Annotated in this window: 10 protein-coding genes; 4 read left to right on the top strand and 6 right to left on the bottom strand. The window is 72.8% G+C overall.

From position 1 onward, the window contains the following. The first annotated feature begins 9 nt into the window (after positions 1-9). Entirely contained in the window at positions 10-4,689 is a 4,680-nt protein-coding gene (locus K8638_RS29670; protein ID WP_223758035.1) for a MupA/Atu3671 family FMN-dependent luciferase-like monooxygenase, read from the top strand. A 16-nt stretch (positions 4,690-4,705) separates the two neighbouring features. Here K8638_RS29670 and K8638_RS29665 read toward each other — a convergent pair whose 3' ends face one another. The 4 genes from K8638_RS29665 to K8638_RS29650 all read right to left on the bottom strand — a co-directional run bounded on the left by K8638_RS29665 (position 4,706) and on the right by K8638_RS29650 (position 10,406). Next, on the bottom strand, positions 4,706-5,248 hold the full coding sequence (locus tag K8638_RS29665) for a hypothetical protein (RefSeq protein ID WP_223758034.1): 543 nt from the start codon (positions 5,246-5,248) through the stop codon (positions 4,706-4,708). Further along, positions 5,249-5,833, bottom strand: coding sequence for a hypothetical protein (locus K8638_RS29660; protein WP_223758033.1), 585 nt, complete (start codon positions 5,831-5,833; stop codon positions 5,249-5,251). Positions 5,834-5,919: 86 nt separating this feature from the next. Further along, positions 5,920-9,105 carry a lantibiotic dehydratase gene (locus K8638_RS29655; RefSeq protein WP_223758032.1) on the bottom strand — a complete coding sequence of 1,062 codons (3,186 nt, stop codon included), beginning with the start codon at positions 9,103-9,105 and terminating at the stop codon, positions 5,920-5,922. Then, entirely contained in the window at positions 9,102-10,406 is a 1,305-nt protein-coding gene (locus K8638_RS29650) for a lanthionine synthetase C family protein (protein ID WP_223758031.1), read from the bottom strand. Before K8638_RS29650 ends, K8638_RS29655 begins: the two co-directional genes overlap by 4 nt. Positions 10,407-10,621: 215 nt before the next feature. Here K8638_RS29650 and K8638_RS29645 point away from each other — a divergent pair, with 215 nt between their 5' ends. The 3 genes from K8638_RS29645 (at position 10,622) to K8638_RS29635 (ending at position 17,268) form a co-directional block, all read left to right on the top strand. Continuing rightward, positions 10,622-10,771: a hypothetical protein gene (locus tag K8638_RS29645; RefSeq protein WP_223758030.1), complete on the top strand. Its 150-nt coding sequence runs from the start codon at positions 10,622-10,624 to the stop codon at positions 10,769-10,771. A gap of 245 nt (positions 10,772-11,016) precedes the next feature. After that, the gene (locus tag K8638_RS29640; protein WP_223758029.1) at positions 11,017-12,279 is read left to right on the top strand and encodes a trans-acting enoyl reductase family protein; all 1,263 of its coding nucleotides are present in this window, start codon (positions 11,017-11,019) and stop codon (positions 12,277-12,279) included. A 147-nt stretch (positions 12,280-12,426) separates the two neighbouring features. After that, entirely contained in the window at positions 12,427-17,268 is a 4,842-nt protein-coding gene (locus tag K8638_RS29635) for a hypothetical protein (protein WP_223758028.1), read from the top strand. Between the two features lie 33 nt (positions 17,269-17,301). Here K8638_RS29635 and K8638_RS29630 read toward each other — a convergent pair whose 3' ends face one another. Continuing rightward, positions 17,302-18,063, bottom strand: a complete 762-nt coding sequence (locus K8638_RS29630) for an alpha/beta fold hydrolase (protein ID WP_223758027.1) — start codon at positions 18,061-18,063, stop codon at positions 17,302-17,304. Between the two features lie 33 nt (positions 18,064-18,096). Continuing rightward, the gene (locus K8638_RS29625) at positions 18,097-18,573 is read right to left on the bottom strand and encodes an FBP domain-containing protein (protein WP_223758026.1); all 477 of its coding nucleotides are present in this window, start codon (positions 18,571-18,573) and stop codon (positions 18,097-18,099) included. Positions 18,574-18,709: the final 136 nt, after the last annotated feature.

Raw genomic sequence — 18,709 nt, 5'->3', positions numbered from 1 at the left:
GAGAACCGTATGAGCGCGGCAGGCGAGTCGCCTTCCTGTTTCATCATTGGCGAGGGCACCCTCGTCGTCCCCTGTGCCCAGGCGCTCATGGAGCGTGGCGTCCGGGTGCTCGGGCTCGTCACCCGCGAGCCCTCCCTCCAGAAGTGGGCGGAGGAGCAGGGCGTCCCGCACGTCCCTCCCGGGGAGCAGGTGCTGCCCTTCCTGTCGAGGGCGCCCTTCGACTGGCTCTTCAGCATCGTCAACCTGAGCATGGTGAAGGACGAGGTGCTGCGGCTGCCCCGCCGCATGGCCATCAACTTCCATGACGGCCCGCTGCCCCGCTACGCCGGCCTCAACGTCACCTCGTGGGCCCTGCTGCACCGTGAGACGCAGCACGGCGTCACCTGGCACGAGATGACCTCGGGCGCGGACAAGGGGCGCATCCTCAAGCAGCGCCTCTTCGACATCGCCCCCAACGAGACGGCCTTCAGCCTCAACGCGCGCTGCTACACGCTGGGCATGGAGACCTTCGCGGAGCTCGCCGCGGAGCTGGTCGAGGGCCGCGTGGAGCCCGTCGAGCAGGACTTCTCCCTGCGCAGCTACTTCGGGCTCGCGCAGCGCCCGGAGGCGGCGGCCCTGCTCGACACCCACGGTGATGTCGAGGAAGCGCGCGCGCTGGTGGCGGCGCTGGACTACGGCGGCTATCCCAACCCGCTCGCGTTCGCCAAGCTGTGGCTGGGCAGCGCGCCCGTCGCCATCTCCGAGGCGCGCCGCGTGGAGGAGGGCTCCGGCGCGAGCCCGGGCTCCATCGTTTCGATTGAAGGCGACGCGCTGACGCTGGCCTTCGAGGGCGGGGACCTGACGCTGAAGGGCCCCAAGGGCCAGTGCGGCGCGCCGCTGTCGTGGGCGGAGCTGCTGGGCTCGCGCAACCTCGCGGTGGGCGACGCGCTCCCGCCGGCCCCTCCGGAGCTTCGCGCCCGCCTCTCCGAGGTGGGCCCGGTCGCCGGCAAGGCGGAGAACTTCTTCCTCCACCGCCTGGAGACGCTCGCGCCTCCGGACCTGCCCTTCCTGGGCGGCAGCGCCAAGGAGGAGGGGACGCACACGGTGACGCTCGCCGCCGCGGACATCGCCGCCGGCTGGGCCTCCGACCTGCCCGCCGACGAGCGGCTGCTCTTCACCGCCGCCGCCTTCCTGTCGCGCCTGTCTCCCGAGCCGCGTTTCGACGTGGGCTTCAGCGACGCCTCCACGCGTGCCCGCATCCAGGGCGCGGAGGGGTTCTTCGCTTCGCAGCTCCCGCTCCGGCTGGAGTTGCCGATGAAGGAGGCGCCGGCGGCCGCCGCCGCGGCCTTCCGCAAGGGACTCACCCAGCTCCGTGAGAAGGGCGCCATGGCGCGCGACGTGCTGGGCCGCTCTCCGCAGCTCTCCGGCCTGCCGCGCCATAACGGCGAGGTGGCGTACCCCGTGGCCCTGCGCATCTCCTCCGCGGGCGAGCTGAGCCACATGGTGCCCGGCGCGGCGCTGACCGTCTCCGTGGACGCGGATGGGTCCAAGGCGCACCTCATCTTCGACGCCGCCCGGGTGGAGAAGGGCCGTGTCTCCGAGCTGTCCCGTCAGCTCTCCGCGTTCCTCGCGTCGCTCCAGGAGGCCCCGGCGAAGCCGGTGGGCGAGCACGACCTGCTGGGCGCGGAGGAGCGCAAGCTGCTCGCGCTGTGGAACGACACCCGGCGGGAGCTGCCGAAGGACGCCACCATCCACGGGCTCTTCCGGGCGCAGGCGCAGCGCACCCCGGATGCCACCGCGCTCGTCTGCCGCGGCAAGACGCTGACCTACCGAGAGCTGGACGAGCGCAGCGACGTGCTCGCCCGCCACCTGCGCGGCGTGGGCGTGGGCCGCGACGTGCGCGTCGGCATCTTCATGGAGCGCTCGCTGGAGATGATGGTGGGCGTGCTGGCCGCGCACAAGGCGGGCGGCTGCTATGTGCCGCTGGACCCGGCGTACCCGGCCGAGCGCATCGCCTTCATGGTGGAGGACGCGGGCTGCCACCTGGTGCTCACCCAGGAGCGGCTGCTGGCGCGCGTGCCGAAGGCCGCGCAGCGCGTGCTCGCGGTGGACGCGGCGTGGGAGCAGATTGCCGCCTCGGCGGACGTCCAGACGCCCCCGGGCGGGCCGGACAGCCTCGCCTACGTCATCTACACCTCGGGCAGCACCGGCAAGCCCAAGGGCGTGATGATTGAGCACCGCAACTTCGTGAACTTCGGCATCGGCATGGACGAGCGCCTGGGCACGGAGCGCGGCACCTGGCTCGCCGTCACCAGCCTCAACTTCGACATCTCCGTGCTGGAGCTGCTCTGGACGCTCACCCGGGGCTTCACCGTGGTCATCCACGCGGAGCGGCACGGCGCCGCGCGGGAGGGCCAGCACGCCTCGCGCGCCATGGACTTCAGCCTCTTCTACTTCTCCAGCGACGAGGGGGAGCGGCCGGAGGGGCGCTACGACCTGCTGATGGAGAGCGCGCGCTTCGCGGACACGAACGGCTTCTGCGCCGTGTGGACGCCGGAGCGGCACTTCCACGCCTTCGGCGGCCTCTTCCCCAACCCGGCCGTCACGTCCGCCGCGCTGGCCGCGATTACGCGCAACGTCCAGCTCCGCGCGGGCAGCCTCGTGTCGCCGCTGCACCCCACGCTGCGCATCGCCGAGGACTGGTCGGTGGTGGACAACATCTCTCACGGCCGCGCAGGCATCTCCTTCGCGGCGGGGTGGCAGCCCAATGACTTCGCGCTGCGGCCGGAGAACTTCCCGGACCGCAAGCGCATCATGTTCCAGCAGATTGAAGACGTGCGGAGGCTGTGGCGCGGCGAGGCGCTGGAGGTGAAGAGCGGCTCCGGCAACATGGTGAAGGTGCGTACGCTGCCCCGGCCGGTGCAGAAGGAGGTGCCCATCTGGGTCACCACCGCTGGCAACCCGGAGACCTTCGAGGAGGCCGCTCGCGCCGGCTGCCACGTGCTCACCCACCTGCTCGGGCAGACGGTGGAGGAGGTGGCGCAGAAGATTGCCCTCTACCGCGAGACGTGGGCGAAGTGCGGCCACCCCGGCAAGGGCACCGTGTCACTGATGCTGCACACCTTCGTCGGCGAGTCCGAGGCCGCCGTGAAGGAAGTGGTGCGCGGCCCGATGAAGGCCTACCTCAAGTCGTCGGTGGGGCTCATCAAGGAGGCGGCCTGGAGCTTCCCTGCGTTCAAGGCGCAGACCACGCTGTCCAACGGCAACTTCGGCACCGACCACCTGTCGGCCGAGGAGATGGACGCGCTGCTCGACTTCTCCTTCGAGCGCTACTTCCAGACGTCCGGCCTCTTCGGTAGCGTGGACTTCTGCGTGGCCATGGTGGACCGGCTCAAGGGGCTGGACATCGACGAGATTGCCTGCCTCGTGGACTTCGGCGTGCCCACGGAGCTGGTGATGAAGCACCTGCCGCTGCTCGCCGAGGTGCGCAAGCGCGCCAACGCCAGCGTGGGCCTGAAGCCGGTGGATGACGGCGCGGAGGTGGACGGCTCCGTCCCCGCGCTGCTGGAGCGCCACCCGGTGACGCACCTCCAGTGCACGCCGTCCCAGGCCAGCATGCTGCTGGCCGAGGAGCGCGCGCGGGAGGGCCTCAAGCGCCTGAAGAAGATGATGGTGGGCGGCGAGGCCTTCCCCGTGCCCCTGGCGCGGCAGCTCTCGGAGACGGTGTCCGGCGACGTCGTCAACATGTACGGGCCGACGGAGACGACCATCTGGTCTTCCACGCACGTGGTGAGGAACGTGGGGGACTCGGTGCCCATCGGCACGCCCATCGCCAACACGCAGCTCTACGTGCTGGACGCGCAGAAGCGGCCGCTGCCCATCGGCGCCACGGGCGAGCTGTACATCGGCGGCGCGGGCGTGGTGCGCGGTTACCACCAGCGTCCCGAGCTGAACCAGGAGCGCTTCGTGGCGGACCCGTTCTCCCCGCAGCCGGGCGCGCGGATGTACCGCACGGGTGACGCGGCGCGCTGGCGGCAGGACGGCGTGGTGGAGTTCATCGGCCGCCTGGACCACCAGGTGAAGGTGCGCGGCTTCCGCATCGAGCTGGGCGAAATCGAGGCCCGGCTCGGCGAGCACCCCTCGGTGCGCGAGACGGTGGTGGTGGTGCGCGAGGACACGCCGGGTGACAAGCGCCTGGTGGCCTACCTCATCGCGAAGCCGGGCGAGCCGCCGGCGGCGGACGCGCTGCGCGACTTCCTGCGCGCGCGGCTGCCGGAGTACATGGTGCCGCAGGCGTTCGTCACGATGAGCGCCTTCCCGCAGACGCCGAACAAGAAGGTGGACCGCAAGGCCCTGCCTCCACCGGAGCAGGCGCAGGCGCGCGGCGCCTTCACCCAGCCGGAGAGCGAGACCGAGTCCCTCATCGCCGGCATCTGGCAGGAGGTGCTCAAGCTGGACAAGGTGGGCGTGGAGGACAAGTTCGCCGACCTGGGCGGCCACTCGCTGCTGATGGTGCAGGTGCTGGACAAGCTGAAGACGAAGGTGGAGCGGCCGCTCACGCTGGTGGACCTGTTCCGCTACCCCACCGTGCGTGCCCTCTCGACCTTCATCTCCGGTGACAGTGGAGAGGACGAGGCGCTCAAGGAGGTCGCGGCACGCGGAGAGGCGCGCGCGGCGGCCCGGCGGAACATGCAGCGCCGGCGGAGGTAGGCCCGCCGCCCCGGTGTCAGTCGCCGGTTCCGGAGACTCTCTCTGGAACCGGCCCCGCCTCGCGCGGTGCCGCGGCACGCCGCCAGCCCACGGCCAGGGCCACGAGCAGGGCGGGGAGGGTGAGGAGGTCTTCGGCGTCCACCGTGTGCGCGACGGGCGCCACCCGGGGCGTCCTGCTCTCCGTGACGAGTGCCCAGGCGGCGCGCGCGGGCCACTGAAGCGCGCCCAGGGCCCACTGCCAGGCCTGCCCCGCGGCCTCCGAGACGTTGATGGCGGAGAAGCACAGCCCCGTCAGCAGGACACACGTCACCAGCACCGCGCGGGACGGGTGGAAGCCTCTCCCGGCGCGCACGCAGGCCTTCTCCCAGAGCGCCTGGAGCAGCACGGGGAACATCACCAGCCCGGCCACGTCCGACAGCTTCCCCGTCCACCACGACGGCCAGCGGGCCTTGAAGACGTGGTCATTGAGGAGGAGGAGCACCACCGCGCCGAGCACCAGCGGGTGCAGCAGCGCGCTGCCGGCGAAGGGCTCCGAGCGGTGCGGCGCGGCGGAGGACACTCAGGGCTCCGAGATGTGGACCTGGAAGCCCTCGGGCTGCTCGGTCTTGTCCCAGATCTCCACGTTGGCAATCACCTTCCAGTCCACCTCGACCACGTCCTCACCCGCGACTCCCTGCGCCTCGATGTCGAGGACCAGGGGCCATTCACAGTTCTCGTCGAGCTCGCACCTGCCGGTGAGGAACTCGCCGTCGTAGAGGGGGCTTGCCTGGCCGGGCGCCTCGAGGACATGCGTCGTGCCCTGCTTGTTGTCGTCATCCTGGTGGCGCCAGCGCACGCGCAGCGAAGGCTTGTCCGTGGGAGAGGAGGTGGTGGTCCGCCAGTGCGCCACGAGCTCCACCGAGGAGTCTCCCCCGACGGTGTCGGACGAGTCCTTCGCGGAGGCCCGGATGACGACCCGGCGCGTGGCCGTGGGCGACGCGGCCGTCAGGCGCAGTGTTTCTCCCTGGTACTCCGCGGTGATGGGCGGACTCGCCACCTTGGAGGTCGCCACCGTGCCGATACAGGCCACGAGCAGCGTGAGGCGCGCCGCCCAGCGGCGGAGGTGGCGCGAGGCCGGGGACGGATTCGAGAGAGTCGGGGTCATGGCGGGCCATGATACGAGCAACCCACATGCCACCCGCGCTCCGAGGGAAGCACGCGGGGAGCCGGGCAGGAACCGCGACTCGCGTGTCAGCCCCGGCGCTGGCGCGCCGCCCGGGACTCGTAGAGCCGGTGCAGGAAGTCGTACAGGACCAGCTCCTGCGCCCGCGCGACCGAGCGCAACATCCGGTTGGCGTGCATGTGGGCCAGGCTCCCGGCCAGGTGGGCCAGCGACTGCCCCAGCGCGCCCCGGGAGTCGAGCGCCCTCAGGGCGTCCATGAGGGGGGCCTGACGCTCCGAGCGCCGACGCAACACCGCCAGGCCCTCCGCCAGGGGGCCCTCGCGCGGAGGCGCTTCCCAGAGCAGGGACTCCAGCTCGCGGCGGTGGGCCCGGAACCTGTCTCCGAGCTGCCGCTCGAGGGCGCCGTCCACCTGGAACTCCTGGCCATGGGCCCCGCGCAGCCCGGCCATGAGCGCGCGCCGGGACTCCAGGTCCAGGCCCAGGTCGTCGAGCAGCGCGTGGAGGCCGAGCAGCGTGAGCCGCCAGCGCGCGTCGGCGCCCCCGTCACCGGTGAGTGTGTCCAGCAGCTCCAGCGCGGCGTCGCTGTCCGCGTGGAAGAGACGCTCGGCGAGCAGCACGCCCTCGGCGCCGCCGTAGCGCTCCACCTCGCGCTCGTAGGTGTCGAGCTGGACGCGGTGGACGAGCCCCTCCCGGCTCAGCGGCGCGACGAGGGCGTGGAGGCGCTCCAGCACCTCCGTCCGGAGGCGGGCCGCGTCTCCGAGGAAGCGCACACGCAGGTGCCAGTCCGGGTCTCCATAGCGGAGGAAGAACCACTGCCGCGCCGCGCCCGAGGCCAGCGCCTCCCGCGCCAGGGGCGCCACGGCCTCGCGCAGGACGTGCTCGGCGGTGCCCGTGCCCGTGTACAGCTTGGCGTAGAGCCACTCCGAGCCGGGCGTGAAGGAGCGCACGAGCGGTGCCGGCCGCGCGGGGAGCGGTGCCGTGGGACGCAGCGCGGAGGGAGCCGAGCGCACGAAGGGCACCACCAGCTCGTGGACGAAGCGCCCTTCCGGGCCCTGGACGCAGAGGCTCTCGGTGAGCAGCTCCACGAGGTCCGCCTGCCGCCGGTCCTTCACCAGGTGCACGAACGTGTCGATGCTCAGCACGTTGTCCAGGTCCACCGGCAGCACGTTGTCCCGGTCCTCGACGCCCACGAAGCGCGGCAGCCGCAGCTCGGCGCGCAGGCGCTGCATGGCGTCGAAGCGCTCCGACTCGGGCGCCGTGCCCAGCGCGCGGAGCGTGGGCTCGCGCAGGCGCCAGCGGGCGCGATGGAGGATGAGCCTGCCGGCGGTGACTCGAGGCAGGAACGCGCTGTCCGCGAGCGGGCCGCCCCACCGCCACCGGAGGCCGGGAGAGACTCCCTGCTGCTGGAGCGTGGCCAGGAAGGTGTAGGCCCGCAGGTGGGCGCGGCCGAAGTCGTGGACGTGGGTCATCCGGGGGAGCACCTCGCGCCCCAGGCTCGCGGAGCGCAGGACGATGCGCCGCCCCTGGACGGAGATGCGAAGGTCCGTGACGGGGAGCTGCTTCTCCTGCGGCGCGCCCGAGCGCCCGAGGAACACCAGCTCGTGCTCGCGGAGGACGGGGCGGCAGATGACGTTGCCCACGCGCCCCTCGGGCAGGTGGACCAGCTCCGCGAAGACGGCGTCCGGGCGCAGCGCCTCCTCCTCGCGCAGGTGGGCCTCCACGTGGCGGTGGAGCTCCGGGTCCACGTGGCAGAAGCGCCCCAGGAGCAGCGCGCCCGAGGGGCCCATCACCGACTCCATCACCACCTGGAACCGCCCGGCGTCGATGTCCGCCGCGGAGTCGGCCACCACGCTCGCCATGACGGAGAAGGCATCCGGCAGCGGGGCCGTCCGGGGATTCTCCAGCGCCTTCAGGTCGGACGCGTCCAGCTCCAGCACCTGGCCACCCGCGCGCAGGACTCCCGTGAGCCGGTGCAGCAGGTGGGCCTGGGCCGCTGCTCCCCAATGCCGCCGCTCCTCGGCGGCGTCCGTGGGAAAGGCCAGCCCCCGCAGCAGGGGCGAGCCCTCCGCGGTGATGGGACTGCCCACCTCGAAGCCGATTCCCACGTCCTCATCCAGCGCTTCCACGAGGGGAACCTCCCGTCCCTCGTAGCGCCGCGTGAAGGCCTCTCGGAAGCGCCTCAGCGTCGGAGACTCCGTGGCCGGGCTGATGCGGTGGAGGAGGGCCACGCCCCGGGCCAGCTCCTCCAGCACCCGGGGCCCCAGGGAGAGCGCCTCGGCCGGCTTCACCATGTCCACCTGGAACAGGCGGCTCGGCTCGACGGGGGCCGGCAGCGCCTCCAGGCCGCGGGCGAGGTCGCGGTAGTGCGACGGCGCCGCGCCGAGCGCAGAGGCATCCAGGTCCGCCAGCGCCGCGTGGACGCGTGCCAGCCGGCGGTGGGGCTCCTCCATGGCGGGCACGGTGGCCAGTTGCTCCAGGATTTCCTGGAGGGGCTCGGGGCCCGTCACCCGCGGGGCCAGCTCGGGGACGAGGAGCTGGTGGTCCACCAGCATGCCGACGTACGCCTCCGCCTCCTCGGGGGCCACCTCGGGGTCCGCCTCGGCGAGGGCCCGGGCCAGCTCGGACAGCCGCGCTCCGGGGCGGGCCCGCTCCAGCGTGGCCTCCAGGTAGTCCGTGGGCTCCACGGCGACCAGGTGGTAGGCGCGCGTGCGCCCCGTCATGTGGGACTCGGCGTAGCGCAGCTTCCCCGCGGTCCGGTAGAGGCTGGAGTTGGGCCGGTAGCGCAGGGCGTCCCGTAGCGCGGGCTCCCGGGCGAGCCGCTCCGTCAACGCGCTGACGTAGTCCATGTCCAGCCGCGTGTGGCGCCGGTAGGCCGAGCGCGGCCCCAGGGTGAGCCGCGTGCGCGGGCCCAGGGTGCCCACCGAGCCGCCAGCGAAGAGGCCGAACGGTGTCGCGCGCGAGGCCATGCGCTGCCAGTAGCGCACCAGCGTCCGTTCGACCTTCTGGCCCCACTCGCTCTCGGGGGCGCGGAGCCACGTGGGGAAACCTTCGTCGAGCGAGGGCGAGGCGAGGAACAGCGCCTCGCGAAGCTCCGCGCGCGCGAGCCCGGCGGCGAGGCGCTCGCGCGGCAGCGCCCGCTCCCGTGCGCCGCCCTCGCTCCAGGCGCGCAGCGCGTCGAAGGGCAGCAGGGGCGTGCGGAGGAGGAAGAAGCCCGAGGCCGTGTAGCCGGGCAGCGCGGTGAGGGGGGGACTCATGACGGATGGGAAGGGGCGGAGCGCAGGGACATGAGCAGCAGGCGGTCCCACTCCGGCTCCACCGCCGAGGTCGCCGCCAGCAGGGCCAGGCCGATGCCCGCGGCCCCCGCGAGCAGGCCGGGGTGGTCCGTCCAGCCCTCGGTGCCGTCGGGGAAGAGCTCCAGCGTCTGGAACCCGCCGATGCCCAGACCCGGCCTCCGCAGCGCGAGGGCATGGCGGAACCAGTTGCGCGCGGTGTCCGCGAAGAGTCCTTCTCCCGTTTCCTGGAAGAGCCGGTTGTAGAGGTGGCCCAGGCCCGCCGCGCCATGGCAGAGACCCGCGTCCCTCACCTGCCCGGCCCGGTTCCACTGGCCCGCCGACTCGCGGCAGAGCACGAGGGCCTCCTTCTCCCAGGCGGCGTCACCCACGGCGCGGGCGATACGGTGGAGGACGAGCGCCACGCCAGGGTCCCCGTAGCACCACGCGGGACGGCCCGGCCATGCACAGGGGGTGGCATCGCCTCCCAGGCGCGTGGGAAAGCGCGCGGGAATGGCGTCGGGGGCGCGCTGCGCCATCAGCCACTCCCAGCCGCCGCGAAGCAGCCCGCGCGCCGTGTCCGCCGCGACGCCGGTGGACACCGCGCCTGCCAGCACGGCCAGCACGCCCGGCATTCCGTGCGCGACGCCCAGGTTGTAGCACCCGTGGGGATGTGACTCGCGGGCCTGCGGCTCGACATTCCCGGGCGTGGTCTTCCAGCGCAGGCCCGCGCCGGTCCGCTCCGCGAGCTCGGCCAGCCGCGCCACCACGTGCTCCAGGCACCGCGATGCCCCGGGGCGGGGAAGCCGCTCCAGCGCGTAGACGCCGAGCCCCACCAGCCCGCTCACGAGGTCATAGCGGTGACGCCAGGGTCGTGCCTGGAGGTACTCCGCGAGTGCCGTGTCGATGTCGCTCAGGGGGTCCTCGTCCGGGGCCTCGGGCGTCCCCCGGACGTGCTGGAGGGCCCAGGCGATTCCGGGGAAGCCGTCGAAGAGGTCGGGGAGCAGGGGCGCCGTGGCGAGCGTCTCCGTGGCCTCGTCCAGCAGGGCTTCTTCCCGGGCGCCGTGCGAGGCGTCCCTCCAGGCCCGTGAGAGATAGGCGAACAGCACCGCCACGCCCGGATGCCCCTGCGCGAGCGAGGAGGACAGGGGGCCCGGCACCCGGAAGCGGGGCAGGTCCTCGATGATGCACTCCAGGGCTCGTAGCGCGGCCTCGCGCTCGGCTCCCTCCAGCAAGGGGTTCCAGTTCACCGCCCGCCGCGGGCCTTCGCTGCCGAAATCTCTCACGCCCAGGAGCTTCTTTCAGTGGGTGGTTGCAAGGGAATGGAAATCCGCAGGGGTGAAGGTTGCTATTGCAAGGCAGGTGCAAAAATATGTTGCCGCATGAGGGTGTTTCGTCAGCCTTTGGAGGGGAGCCTTGTGGATGCGCGGTCAGGGATTGCAAGATTCCCGGGCCGCCCGGTTCGGCGGTGATGCACCACAACGACAGGAAAGGCGACGCCATGAACAAGCAGGAGAACAAGCAGCCCAAGAAGCTGAGCCTGAGCCGTGAGACTGTCCGCATCCTTTCCAACCCGGAGACCGTGCCTGGCAAGCAGCACGAAATCACCACCCCGATCTGCACCGAGGGCGGCCCGCGCTGCGACTTCTGATACGTCAGGAGCGCTGTCCGTTCGCTGAGGCCTCACCGGGTGGGGAGCCGTGCCCTCATCCGGTGGGGTAATCACATTCGGCATATTGCAGTGCGTCGCAAATCCAGATGGCTGTTCTTCCCGCAAGGCATTCCCATTGAGAGGCGCGGGTCCGTTGGTTGTTCAATAATGAAGTGCCGTGGCCGGGCGGGGGCCCTCACGTGGAGGTTGCGGCGGCGCGGACGCGCGGCCAGAGTGCCGGGCCCATGAGCAAGTCCGCCGCGGAATTCGACATCGTCGTGTGGGGCGCCACCGGCTTCACCGGCCGCCTCGTCGCCGAGTACCTCGCCAGGACGCAGGAGGCCCACCGCGCGAAGTGGGCACTGGCGGGACGGGACCTCGGGAAGCTGGAGGAGGTGCGCCGGGGCCTGGCCACGCAGGTGCCCTCATGCGCGGAGCTGCCGCTCTTGAAGGCGGACGCGAAGGACGCGGCCTCGCTGGACGCGCTGGTGTCCCGCACGAAGGTGGTGTGCACCACGGTGGGGCCCTACGCGCGCTACGGCACCGAGCTGGTGGCGGCCTGTGCCCGCTCCGGCACGGACTACTGCGACCTGACGGGCGAGGTGCAGTGGATGCGGCGCATGATTGATGCCCACCACGACGAGGCCCGGGCGACCGGCGCGCGCATCGTCCACACCTGCGGCTTCGACTCGATTCCGTCGGACCTGGGCGTGCTGATGATGCAGGAGCACATGCGCGAGAAGCATGGCGGGCACCTGCGCTCCGTCCGTCTCTACATGGGTCCCATGCGGGGAGGCGCCAGCGGCGGCACGGTGGCCAGCGCGCTGCAAGCGGTGGAGGAAGGGGAGAAGGACCGCTCCGTCCGACGCATCCTCGTCAATCCCCATGCGCTGGACCCCGACCCGAAGCAGCCACGCAACCCGGCGGAGAAGGACCTGATGTCGGTGCGCTACAGCCAGGAGCTGGGCCAGTGGACGGGGCCCTTCGTGATGGCCGCGGTGAACACGCGCGTGGTGCGGCGCAGCCACGCGCTGCTCGGCTACCCGTGGGGGCGGGACTTCATCTACTCGGAGGTGGCGAGCTACGGCGCGGGAGCGAAGGGCCTGGCGCGTGCCACCAGCATGACGGCGGGCCTGGGGGGCTTCTTCGTCGCGCTGCAGGTGAAGCCGCTGCGCAAGCTGCTGGAGTCGAAGGTGCTGCCCGCGCCGGGGCAGGGGCCGTCGGCGGAGGCGCGGGAGAAGGGCTTCTTCGTGGCCCAGCTCCTGGGCGAGGGCGTGTCGCCGCGCACCGGGCGCGAGGTGCGGCTGAAGGGCAAGGTGGCGGCGAAGGGAGACCCTGGCTACGCGGCCACCGCTCGCATGCTCTCCGAGTCCGCGCTCAGCCTCGCCTTCGACAGCGTGCCCACGTCGGGTGGGGTGCTCACCCCGGCCTCGTGCATGGGCATGCGGCTGGTGGAGCGGCTGCGCCGGGCGGGGATGACGTTCGAGGTGCAGGAGCAGGCCTCATAGGCGGCCTGGCGTTATGCTGGGCCTCACATGATCTGCCCAGCCTGCGCGCGGCTCCGCGCCGATGAATCGGGGACCTCGTGCCCGGAATGTGGCACCGCGCTCGTCCCCGCCACGGAGCCCCATCTCGAAGCGCTCGTGCAGGCGACGGTGCGACGCCACATCGAGCGCTGGCGCGCCGACGGGCTCGTGGACGCCGCCACGGCGGTCCGGATGGAGGCGTCGCTCTCCGCCGTGCGGGCCGAGGCGCCTGCGCCCGCTCAGGTGCCGGAGGACCCCGCTGCCCGCGTGGAGGCGTGGGCGGACGGAATCGCCGCGTCGCTCCGGGAGGCTGTGGGGTGGCGCCCTGGCTGGGGGGCGGCGCTGGCCCGCTCGCTGGATGAAGCCGAGAAGGCGGAGCGGGAGCAGGTGGCCCGGCGGCGCGCGGGAGCGCGGACGGGGGACTCCGGCGAGGACGGCCTGGGCTCCGCGCTGGGGTCGGGGCAGGCGCTCTTCGCCCAGGGGGCGGGCTCGCTCGGCGGCGGGCTGGAGGCGGTGGTGGCGCTCGATGAAGGGCCGGCGAGCGCGCCCCGTCTCAACGAGTACATCTGGTGGTTCCTCGGCGCGGTGCTGGTGCTGGGCGGCTCCCTCATGGGGGTGCGCGAGGCGTGGCGGGCCCTGGGCGGAGTGCCCCGGCAGCTCCTGGTGACGGGGGCGCTCTTCGGCTACCACGCGGGCTTCATCGGGCTCGGGGTGTTCCTGTCGCGGCGCTCGCTGTCGGCCGGGCGCATCCTGGCCGGCATCGGGCTCGCGCTGCTGCCGGTGGTGTTCGTCGCGCTGTCCGCGCTGGCGGCGCTGACTCCCGTCATGGGTGTCGCCGTCGCGCTCGGTGTCGCCGGGCTCGGGTTCCTCCCGCTGAGGGCGGCGGGGCGGCTGCTGTATGGGACGTCCGGAGGGTCGCTGGCGGTGGCACTGGTCCCCTCGCTCCTGGCCGGGCTCCCGCTGATGGGGTTCGACGAGGCGCCCTGGCTCCGCGCGCTCTGCGCGTCCGCCGGCGTGGTGGCGCTCGTCGCCTCGGTGTGGCGCGCGCGGGCGGCGGGCTCGGCGATGGCCGCGGTCGTCAGCTCGGGCGCGGCGCTCTACGGGGCCCTCTGTCTCGCGCTCTTCTGCGTGGCCAGCGCGCCCTCCGGCTTCGATGCGCTGGAGCCGGGAAGCTCCCTGTTCGCGGGCATGACGCTGTGGGCGGTGGCGCTCGCCACGGTGGTGGCGATGGCGGCCACCTCCGACTCCGTGCGCGACGCGCATCCACGCGCGGGCCCGGTGTTGGAGACGCTGGCGCACGCGGTGGTGGCCAGCGGCGCGCTCGCGGGCGCCCTGGGCGCGTTCTCCTCCACGCCGGGGGACGACTTCTGGGCGGAGGTTGCGTCGGTGCTCGCGCCCGCGGGGGCCTCCGCGCTCTTCTTCCTGCTGGAGCCCCGGCGCCGGGCGCTGGTGCATCCGGCGGCCATGGCCGCGTTGCTCGCGGGCGTGGTGCTCGCGCGGACCCGGGCGCCCGTGGAGCCCGCGTGGTGGGTTCTTGGCGCCGCGGCGGTGTCCTCCGGGCTGTTGCTCGTGGCGCGGGCGACGGTGTCGCAGGGCCCTCGAATCCGGCTCCTGGCCTGGGGCGTCGCCGGCTCGCTGGTGACGATGACGGCCTTCACGCCGCTGGAGTGGGGCTGGGGACCGGTGGGCCCCTGGCCCAGGGCCCTGGCGGGGCTGCTCATCGCGGGGGCCGCCCACCTCGCGGGAGGCTGGCGCTGGCGGGGCCTCCACTACCTGGGCGGCGCCGCCGCGCTCTTCGGCGCGCTCGCGGCCGTCTCGGGGACTCCAGCGCTCGACGGGAGCTGGACGGTCCTGGCCGTCTTCGCGCTGGCGGGATGGCTCTACGGCCTCGCCGGGCTCGCGCAGGGCGCCTGGATGCGCCGCACCGGGCGGAGCGACGCGCTGAGACCGCTGGAGGACCTCTCGCTGGCAATGGCGTCGCTCGGGGTGGTGCTGGCCGTCGGCGTCATGCCAGCGTTGCCCGCCCTGCTCGCGAGCTCTGGTGAAGCGCTTGCCTTCATGCCCACGGCGCTCGCGGCCGTGTTGCTGTTGCCGAGCGCGCGGCGGGACGGGAGCCGGCTGGTCGCCTTCCTCGCGGCCTCGGGATTCGGGCTGGTGGTGGCACAGGTCACCGGCACCGTCTCCGACTTCAGCTCGGCGCGAGCCGCCATCGTCTCCGCGTCCGTGGGGCTCGGCTTCGCGGTCCTCGCGGCGTTGCGCGGCCCTGTCCTCGTTCCCCAGGCCGGGCCCGCGGCGGGAGTGCGCGTGAAGGGGCGGCGGGTGCTGGGCTTCATTCCCCTGCCGTTCGGGGCCCACGGCCTGCCGCTCTTCCTGGATGGCTTCGCGGGCGCCGCGTTCGTGCAGGCCGCGGCCGCCACCGTCACGCTCTCGCAGTGGCTCTCCAGTCCCAACGATGCCGAGCGGCCGACGGTGCTGCTCGCGGGTGGGCTGCTCACGGCCAGTGCCGTGGTGGCGTTCATGTCGCGAGGCTTCGTGGCGTGGGGGCTGCGTGGCTCGGTGGTGACGCTCGCCGCGAGCGGAGGGTTCATCGCGCTCACCGCCGTCATCAACCGCGCGGGCCGTCCGCTTCCGCCGGATGTGTCGGCGTGGCGTCTGCCGCTCATCGGCATCGCGCTATGGGGAGTGGCCCTGGCGACGCGGCGCTTCGGGCCCGCGCTCGGAAGGCTGCTGGAGAACCCCCGGCACGGACGCCTCTACCATGCGGTGCCTCATGCCGGCGTGGCCGCGCTGGCCGTGGTCCTCGTGCGTGGCGCCGTGGGCGTGGGGATGCCCGACCCGTCCCGCGCGCTGGGGCTGGTGCCACCGCTCACGCTGCTGGGCGCGGCGCTGTTGTCGCTGCTGCTCGCCGTCTCCTTCCGCTCGGTGCTGCTGGCGCAGGTGGGGCTCCTGCTGGGGCTGCCGGGTGCCGCGCTGTGGGCCTCGCGGCAGGACCTGCTCGGTCCGGACCTGGTGGCGATGCTGCCTCCCGATGGCCAGTGGGTGCGTGCCTCGGCGGCGCTCGCGTCCTCCGAGGTCCTGGACTGGCTCCAGCCCGAGGCGTGGCTCGCTCCGGGGGACACGCTCTTCCTCCTGTGGCAGCGGGCGTTCGCCGGCATCTCCGCCGCGGGGCTCGTGTATGCCGCCGCGGCGCTCGCGGCCCGGAATGAGCCGCTCCAGCGGGCGCTGCGCCGGTGGTCCGTCACGGCCGTGGCCCTGGTCTGCGCCGCCGCGTTCTTCCAGCCCGGGCTGCCGTCAGCGGGGCTGGCCTTCGCCACGGGCGCGGTGCTCTTCCTCGGAGGGGCTCGCCAGCAGGGGCGCGGTGTCCTGGGGGCCGGCATCCTCCTGCTCGTCCACGCCATGGCTCACCGGGTGCCCATCCTGGAGGCGTGGCCGGGGCCCGTCCTCGCGCTGGTGGGGCTCGCGGTGGTGGCGCTCAGTCCCTGGGTGGCGAGGACGCGCGGTCTCGACCCGGGCGCGACGCGCGTGCGCGCCCTCCAGGCCGCGGGCATCTACCTCTCCGCCGCGCTGGTGTACGCGCTGGCCGTGAAGGGCGACACCTCGCCCGTGCTGGCCGTCCCGATGCTCGTGGTGGAGACGTTCTTCGGCCTGGGGGGACAGTGGATGGTGTCCGCCGCGGTTCCCGTGACGCTGGCGCTGATTGCGGCCACGCTGTTCGTCGCGGCGTTCCAGTGGCGGGGGGCATTCGCGGGGTTCGTCGCCGCCCTCGGGTCGAGCGTGGCGGGAGGCGCCGCCGTCTCCGCGCTGATGGCGTCCATCGTGATTCGCGCGAGCCGCGTTGGCCCCTGGCCGTCGTACTCGGAGCTCTTCACCGTGCACGGGGCGGCGCTCGCCCTGGCCGCCGCGGGGAGTGTCCTGGCGCTGCACCTGGCCTATCCGTGGACGCAGCGGAGCCGGCGGGACGTGGCGGGCGGACTGGGGTGGGGACGGGACGCGTGGCTCGTGACGAGCGGCGTGCTGCTCGCCGTCGTGGCCGTGAGCGGCCGGGCCCCCGAGGACTCGCTTCCGCTGGCCATCGCGGCCATCGGGGTGGGCGTGCTGGTGTCGCTGCACTGCGCGTGGCGCGAGCACACGGGCCGGCATGTGTACTTCGTGCAGGTGGCGGTGGTGGGCGTCTACGCGCTGGTGCGCGGCCTGTATGCGCCCGGCCTGCGGCCCGAGCATGACGCGCTCTTCGCGCTGGCGCTGGGCTTCGTGCTGGTGGGGGTGACGGTGCTGGCGCGCCGGGCGGGAGTGCGTCCGGTGGAGGCCGCGACGCGGCGGTTCGCGGCGCTGCTCCCCATTGGCGTGGCGCTGGTGCTGCCGGGGGACGCGACGGGCGAGGCGGCGTTGCTCGCGGGCGGCTCGGGCCTGCTGTACGCGGCGCTGGGCGCGGTGGAGCGCAGCCGGATGTTCGGCGCGTTCGCGGCGGCGGCGTGCAACCTGGGGCTGCTCATCGCGGCGCTCGCGTATGGACTGGAGGGCCTGGAGGTGTACCTGGCGCCGCTCGGCCTGCTGTTGTTGATGCTGGGCCAGCTCTTCACGTCGAGCCTCCCTCATGCGGCGCGCAACGCGGTGCGCATCCTCGGGGGGCTGCTCCTGTACGTGCCCGCGGCGGCGAAGCTGGCGCTGCGGGTGGGCGAGTCGGCCGACGGGACGTATGCGCTCGTCTTCGGCGCCGTGTGCCTGCTGGGCGTGGCGGCGGGCATGGCGCTGCAGATTCGCGCCTACCTGGCGCTGGGGACGCTCTTCCTCACGCTGGACGTGGTGGCGAACCTGCTCAACGCCGGGCTGAGGGACCACCGCATCGGCTTCCTGGTGATGACGCTCACCGGGCTCTCCATCGTGGCCGCGCGGGTGCTGGCCACCCTGAAGCGCCAGGAGTGGGAGCTGCTGGTGCGACGCGTGCGCGTCCAGCTCCGCGACTGGGACTGAGCGCGGGGGGAGACCGCGCCGCGCTTGCCCAGCTCACTCGCCGAGGAACGCCAGCGCCGTGCGCGCGAAGGCGTCGCGATGCTCCAGGAAGATGGGGCCGTGGCCCCCACCTGGGACGACCCAGAGCTGGGACCGGGGAATGGACCGGTACAGTTCGAGCCCCAGCTCCACCGGGTAGAGCGGGTCATGGTCCCCGTACACGATGAGCGTGGGCGCGGAGATGGTGGACAGCAGCGGCGGCGTGAAGTTCATGTCGTCGTAGCTGTCCGCGAAGCCGCGCCCGTGCCGCCAGAGCGCGCGAATCTGCTCATCCCCCAGCGAGTGCCGCGCCCGCATCTCGGCCCACTCGGCCTCCGTGCGGCTCTCCTCGGTCAGCGTCGCCATGATGCGGCGGGCCTGCGCGGGGTAGTAGGGCGGGCTGGACACGACGACCATGCGCTCCACGCGCGCCGGCGCCCGGGTGGCGATGTGCAGGAGCGTGTTTCCGCCCAGGCTCATGCCGATGGCGCGGAACCGTTCAATCCCCAGTTGGTCCAGCAGTGCGAGCACGTCCGTCGCGCACTGGCGCACGGTGAACGCGTCCGACGGGTTGTTGCTCCCGCCATGGCCTCGCAGATCGGGGACGATGAGCCGGTACCGCTCCGCGAGCGAGTCCAGGTCGAAGACATGCTTCCAGTCCGAGCCCGCGCCGGTGAACCCATGCAGCAGCACGAGCGGGGCGCCCTGGCCTCGCACCGTGTAGCGCAGCTCCATGCCTTCGACGGTGACCGTGTGCGTGACAGGCGTTGTGTTCATGCGTGACTCCTCCGAGCATGAAGCGCCGCGCGCCTAGGCCACGGGCTGGGTCTGCGACTCGATGCCGAGCGCCTCCTGCGCGAAGCGGTACATGCGTGTGTTGAGCTGCTCCAGGAACGGGAGCGGGTGGCGCCCGGCGCGGTCCGCCGCGTCCTCCAGCTTCTGCTTGCACTGCAAGTCATTGCAGAGCGTCACGCCCACGCGGCGCTTGTTGTCCACGTCCGTGGTGAGCATGCCCACCTCGCTGGACGTGCCATGGCTGTGGCACCACTCGCACATGCGGTAGGTCGGCTCCCCGCCCGGGGGCTCGCGGCGGAAGATGAGGCCAATGGGCTTGCGGCTGCCGGGCGCGGAGAAGATGAGGTACACGCGCGCGCCGGACGTCTCCGTCCAGGCGAGGTAGTCACGGACGAAGAGCGGGAAGGTGAGGCCCTCGGGCATCTCGATGACCCGGCGGTCCCGCGAGCGGAAGGACTCGATGAGCTCCCGGTCATTCTCGAATCGAAACACGGCGGCTCCTTGTCGAACGCCTGCACTAACAGTCAGCCCCATCCATATCCACCCCGAGCAGGGGGGCAGCCGGGCCCCCTCCCGTCAAGCCTGGGGGCATGAAGAAGGGGGACCTGCCGGCACAGGCATGAGCCAG

Source organism: Myxococcus sp. RHSTA-1-4 (genome assembly GCF_020037125.1).
Classification (GTDB): domain Bacteria; phylum Myxococcota; class Myxococcia; order Myxococcales; family Myxococcaceae; genus Myxococcus.
Note: the sequence above shows the minus strand (reverse complement) of the source record. Positions and strands in the feature narration are given on the sequence as shown.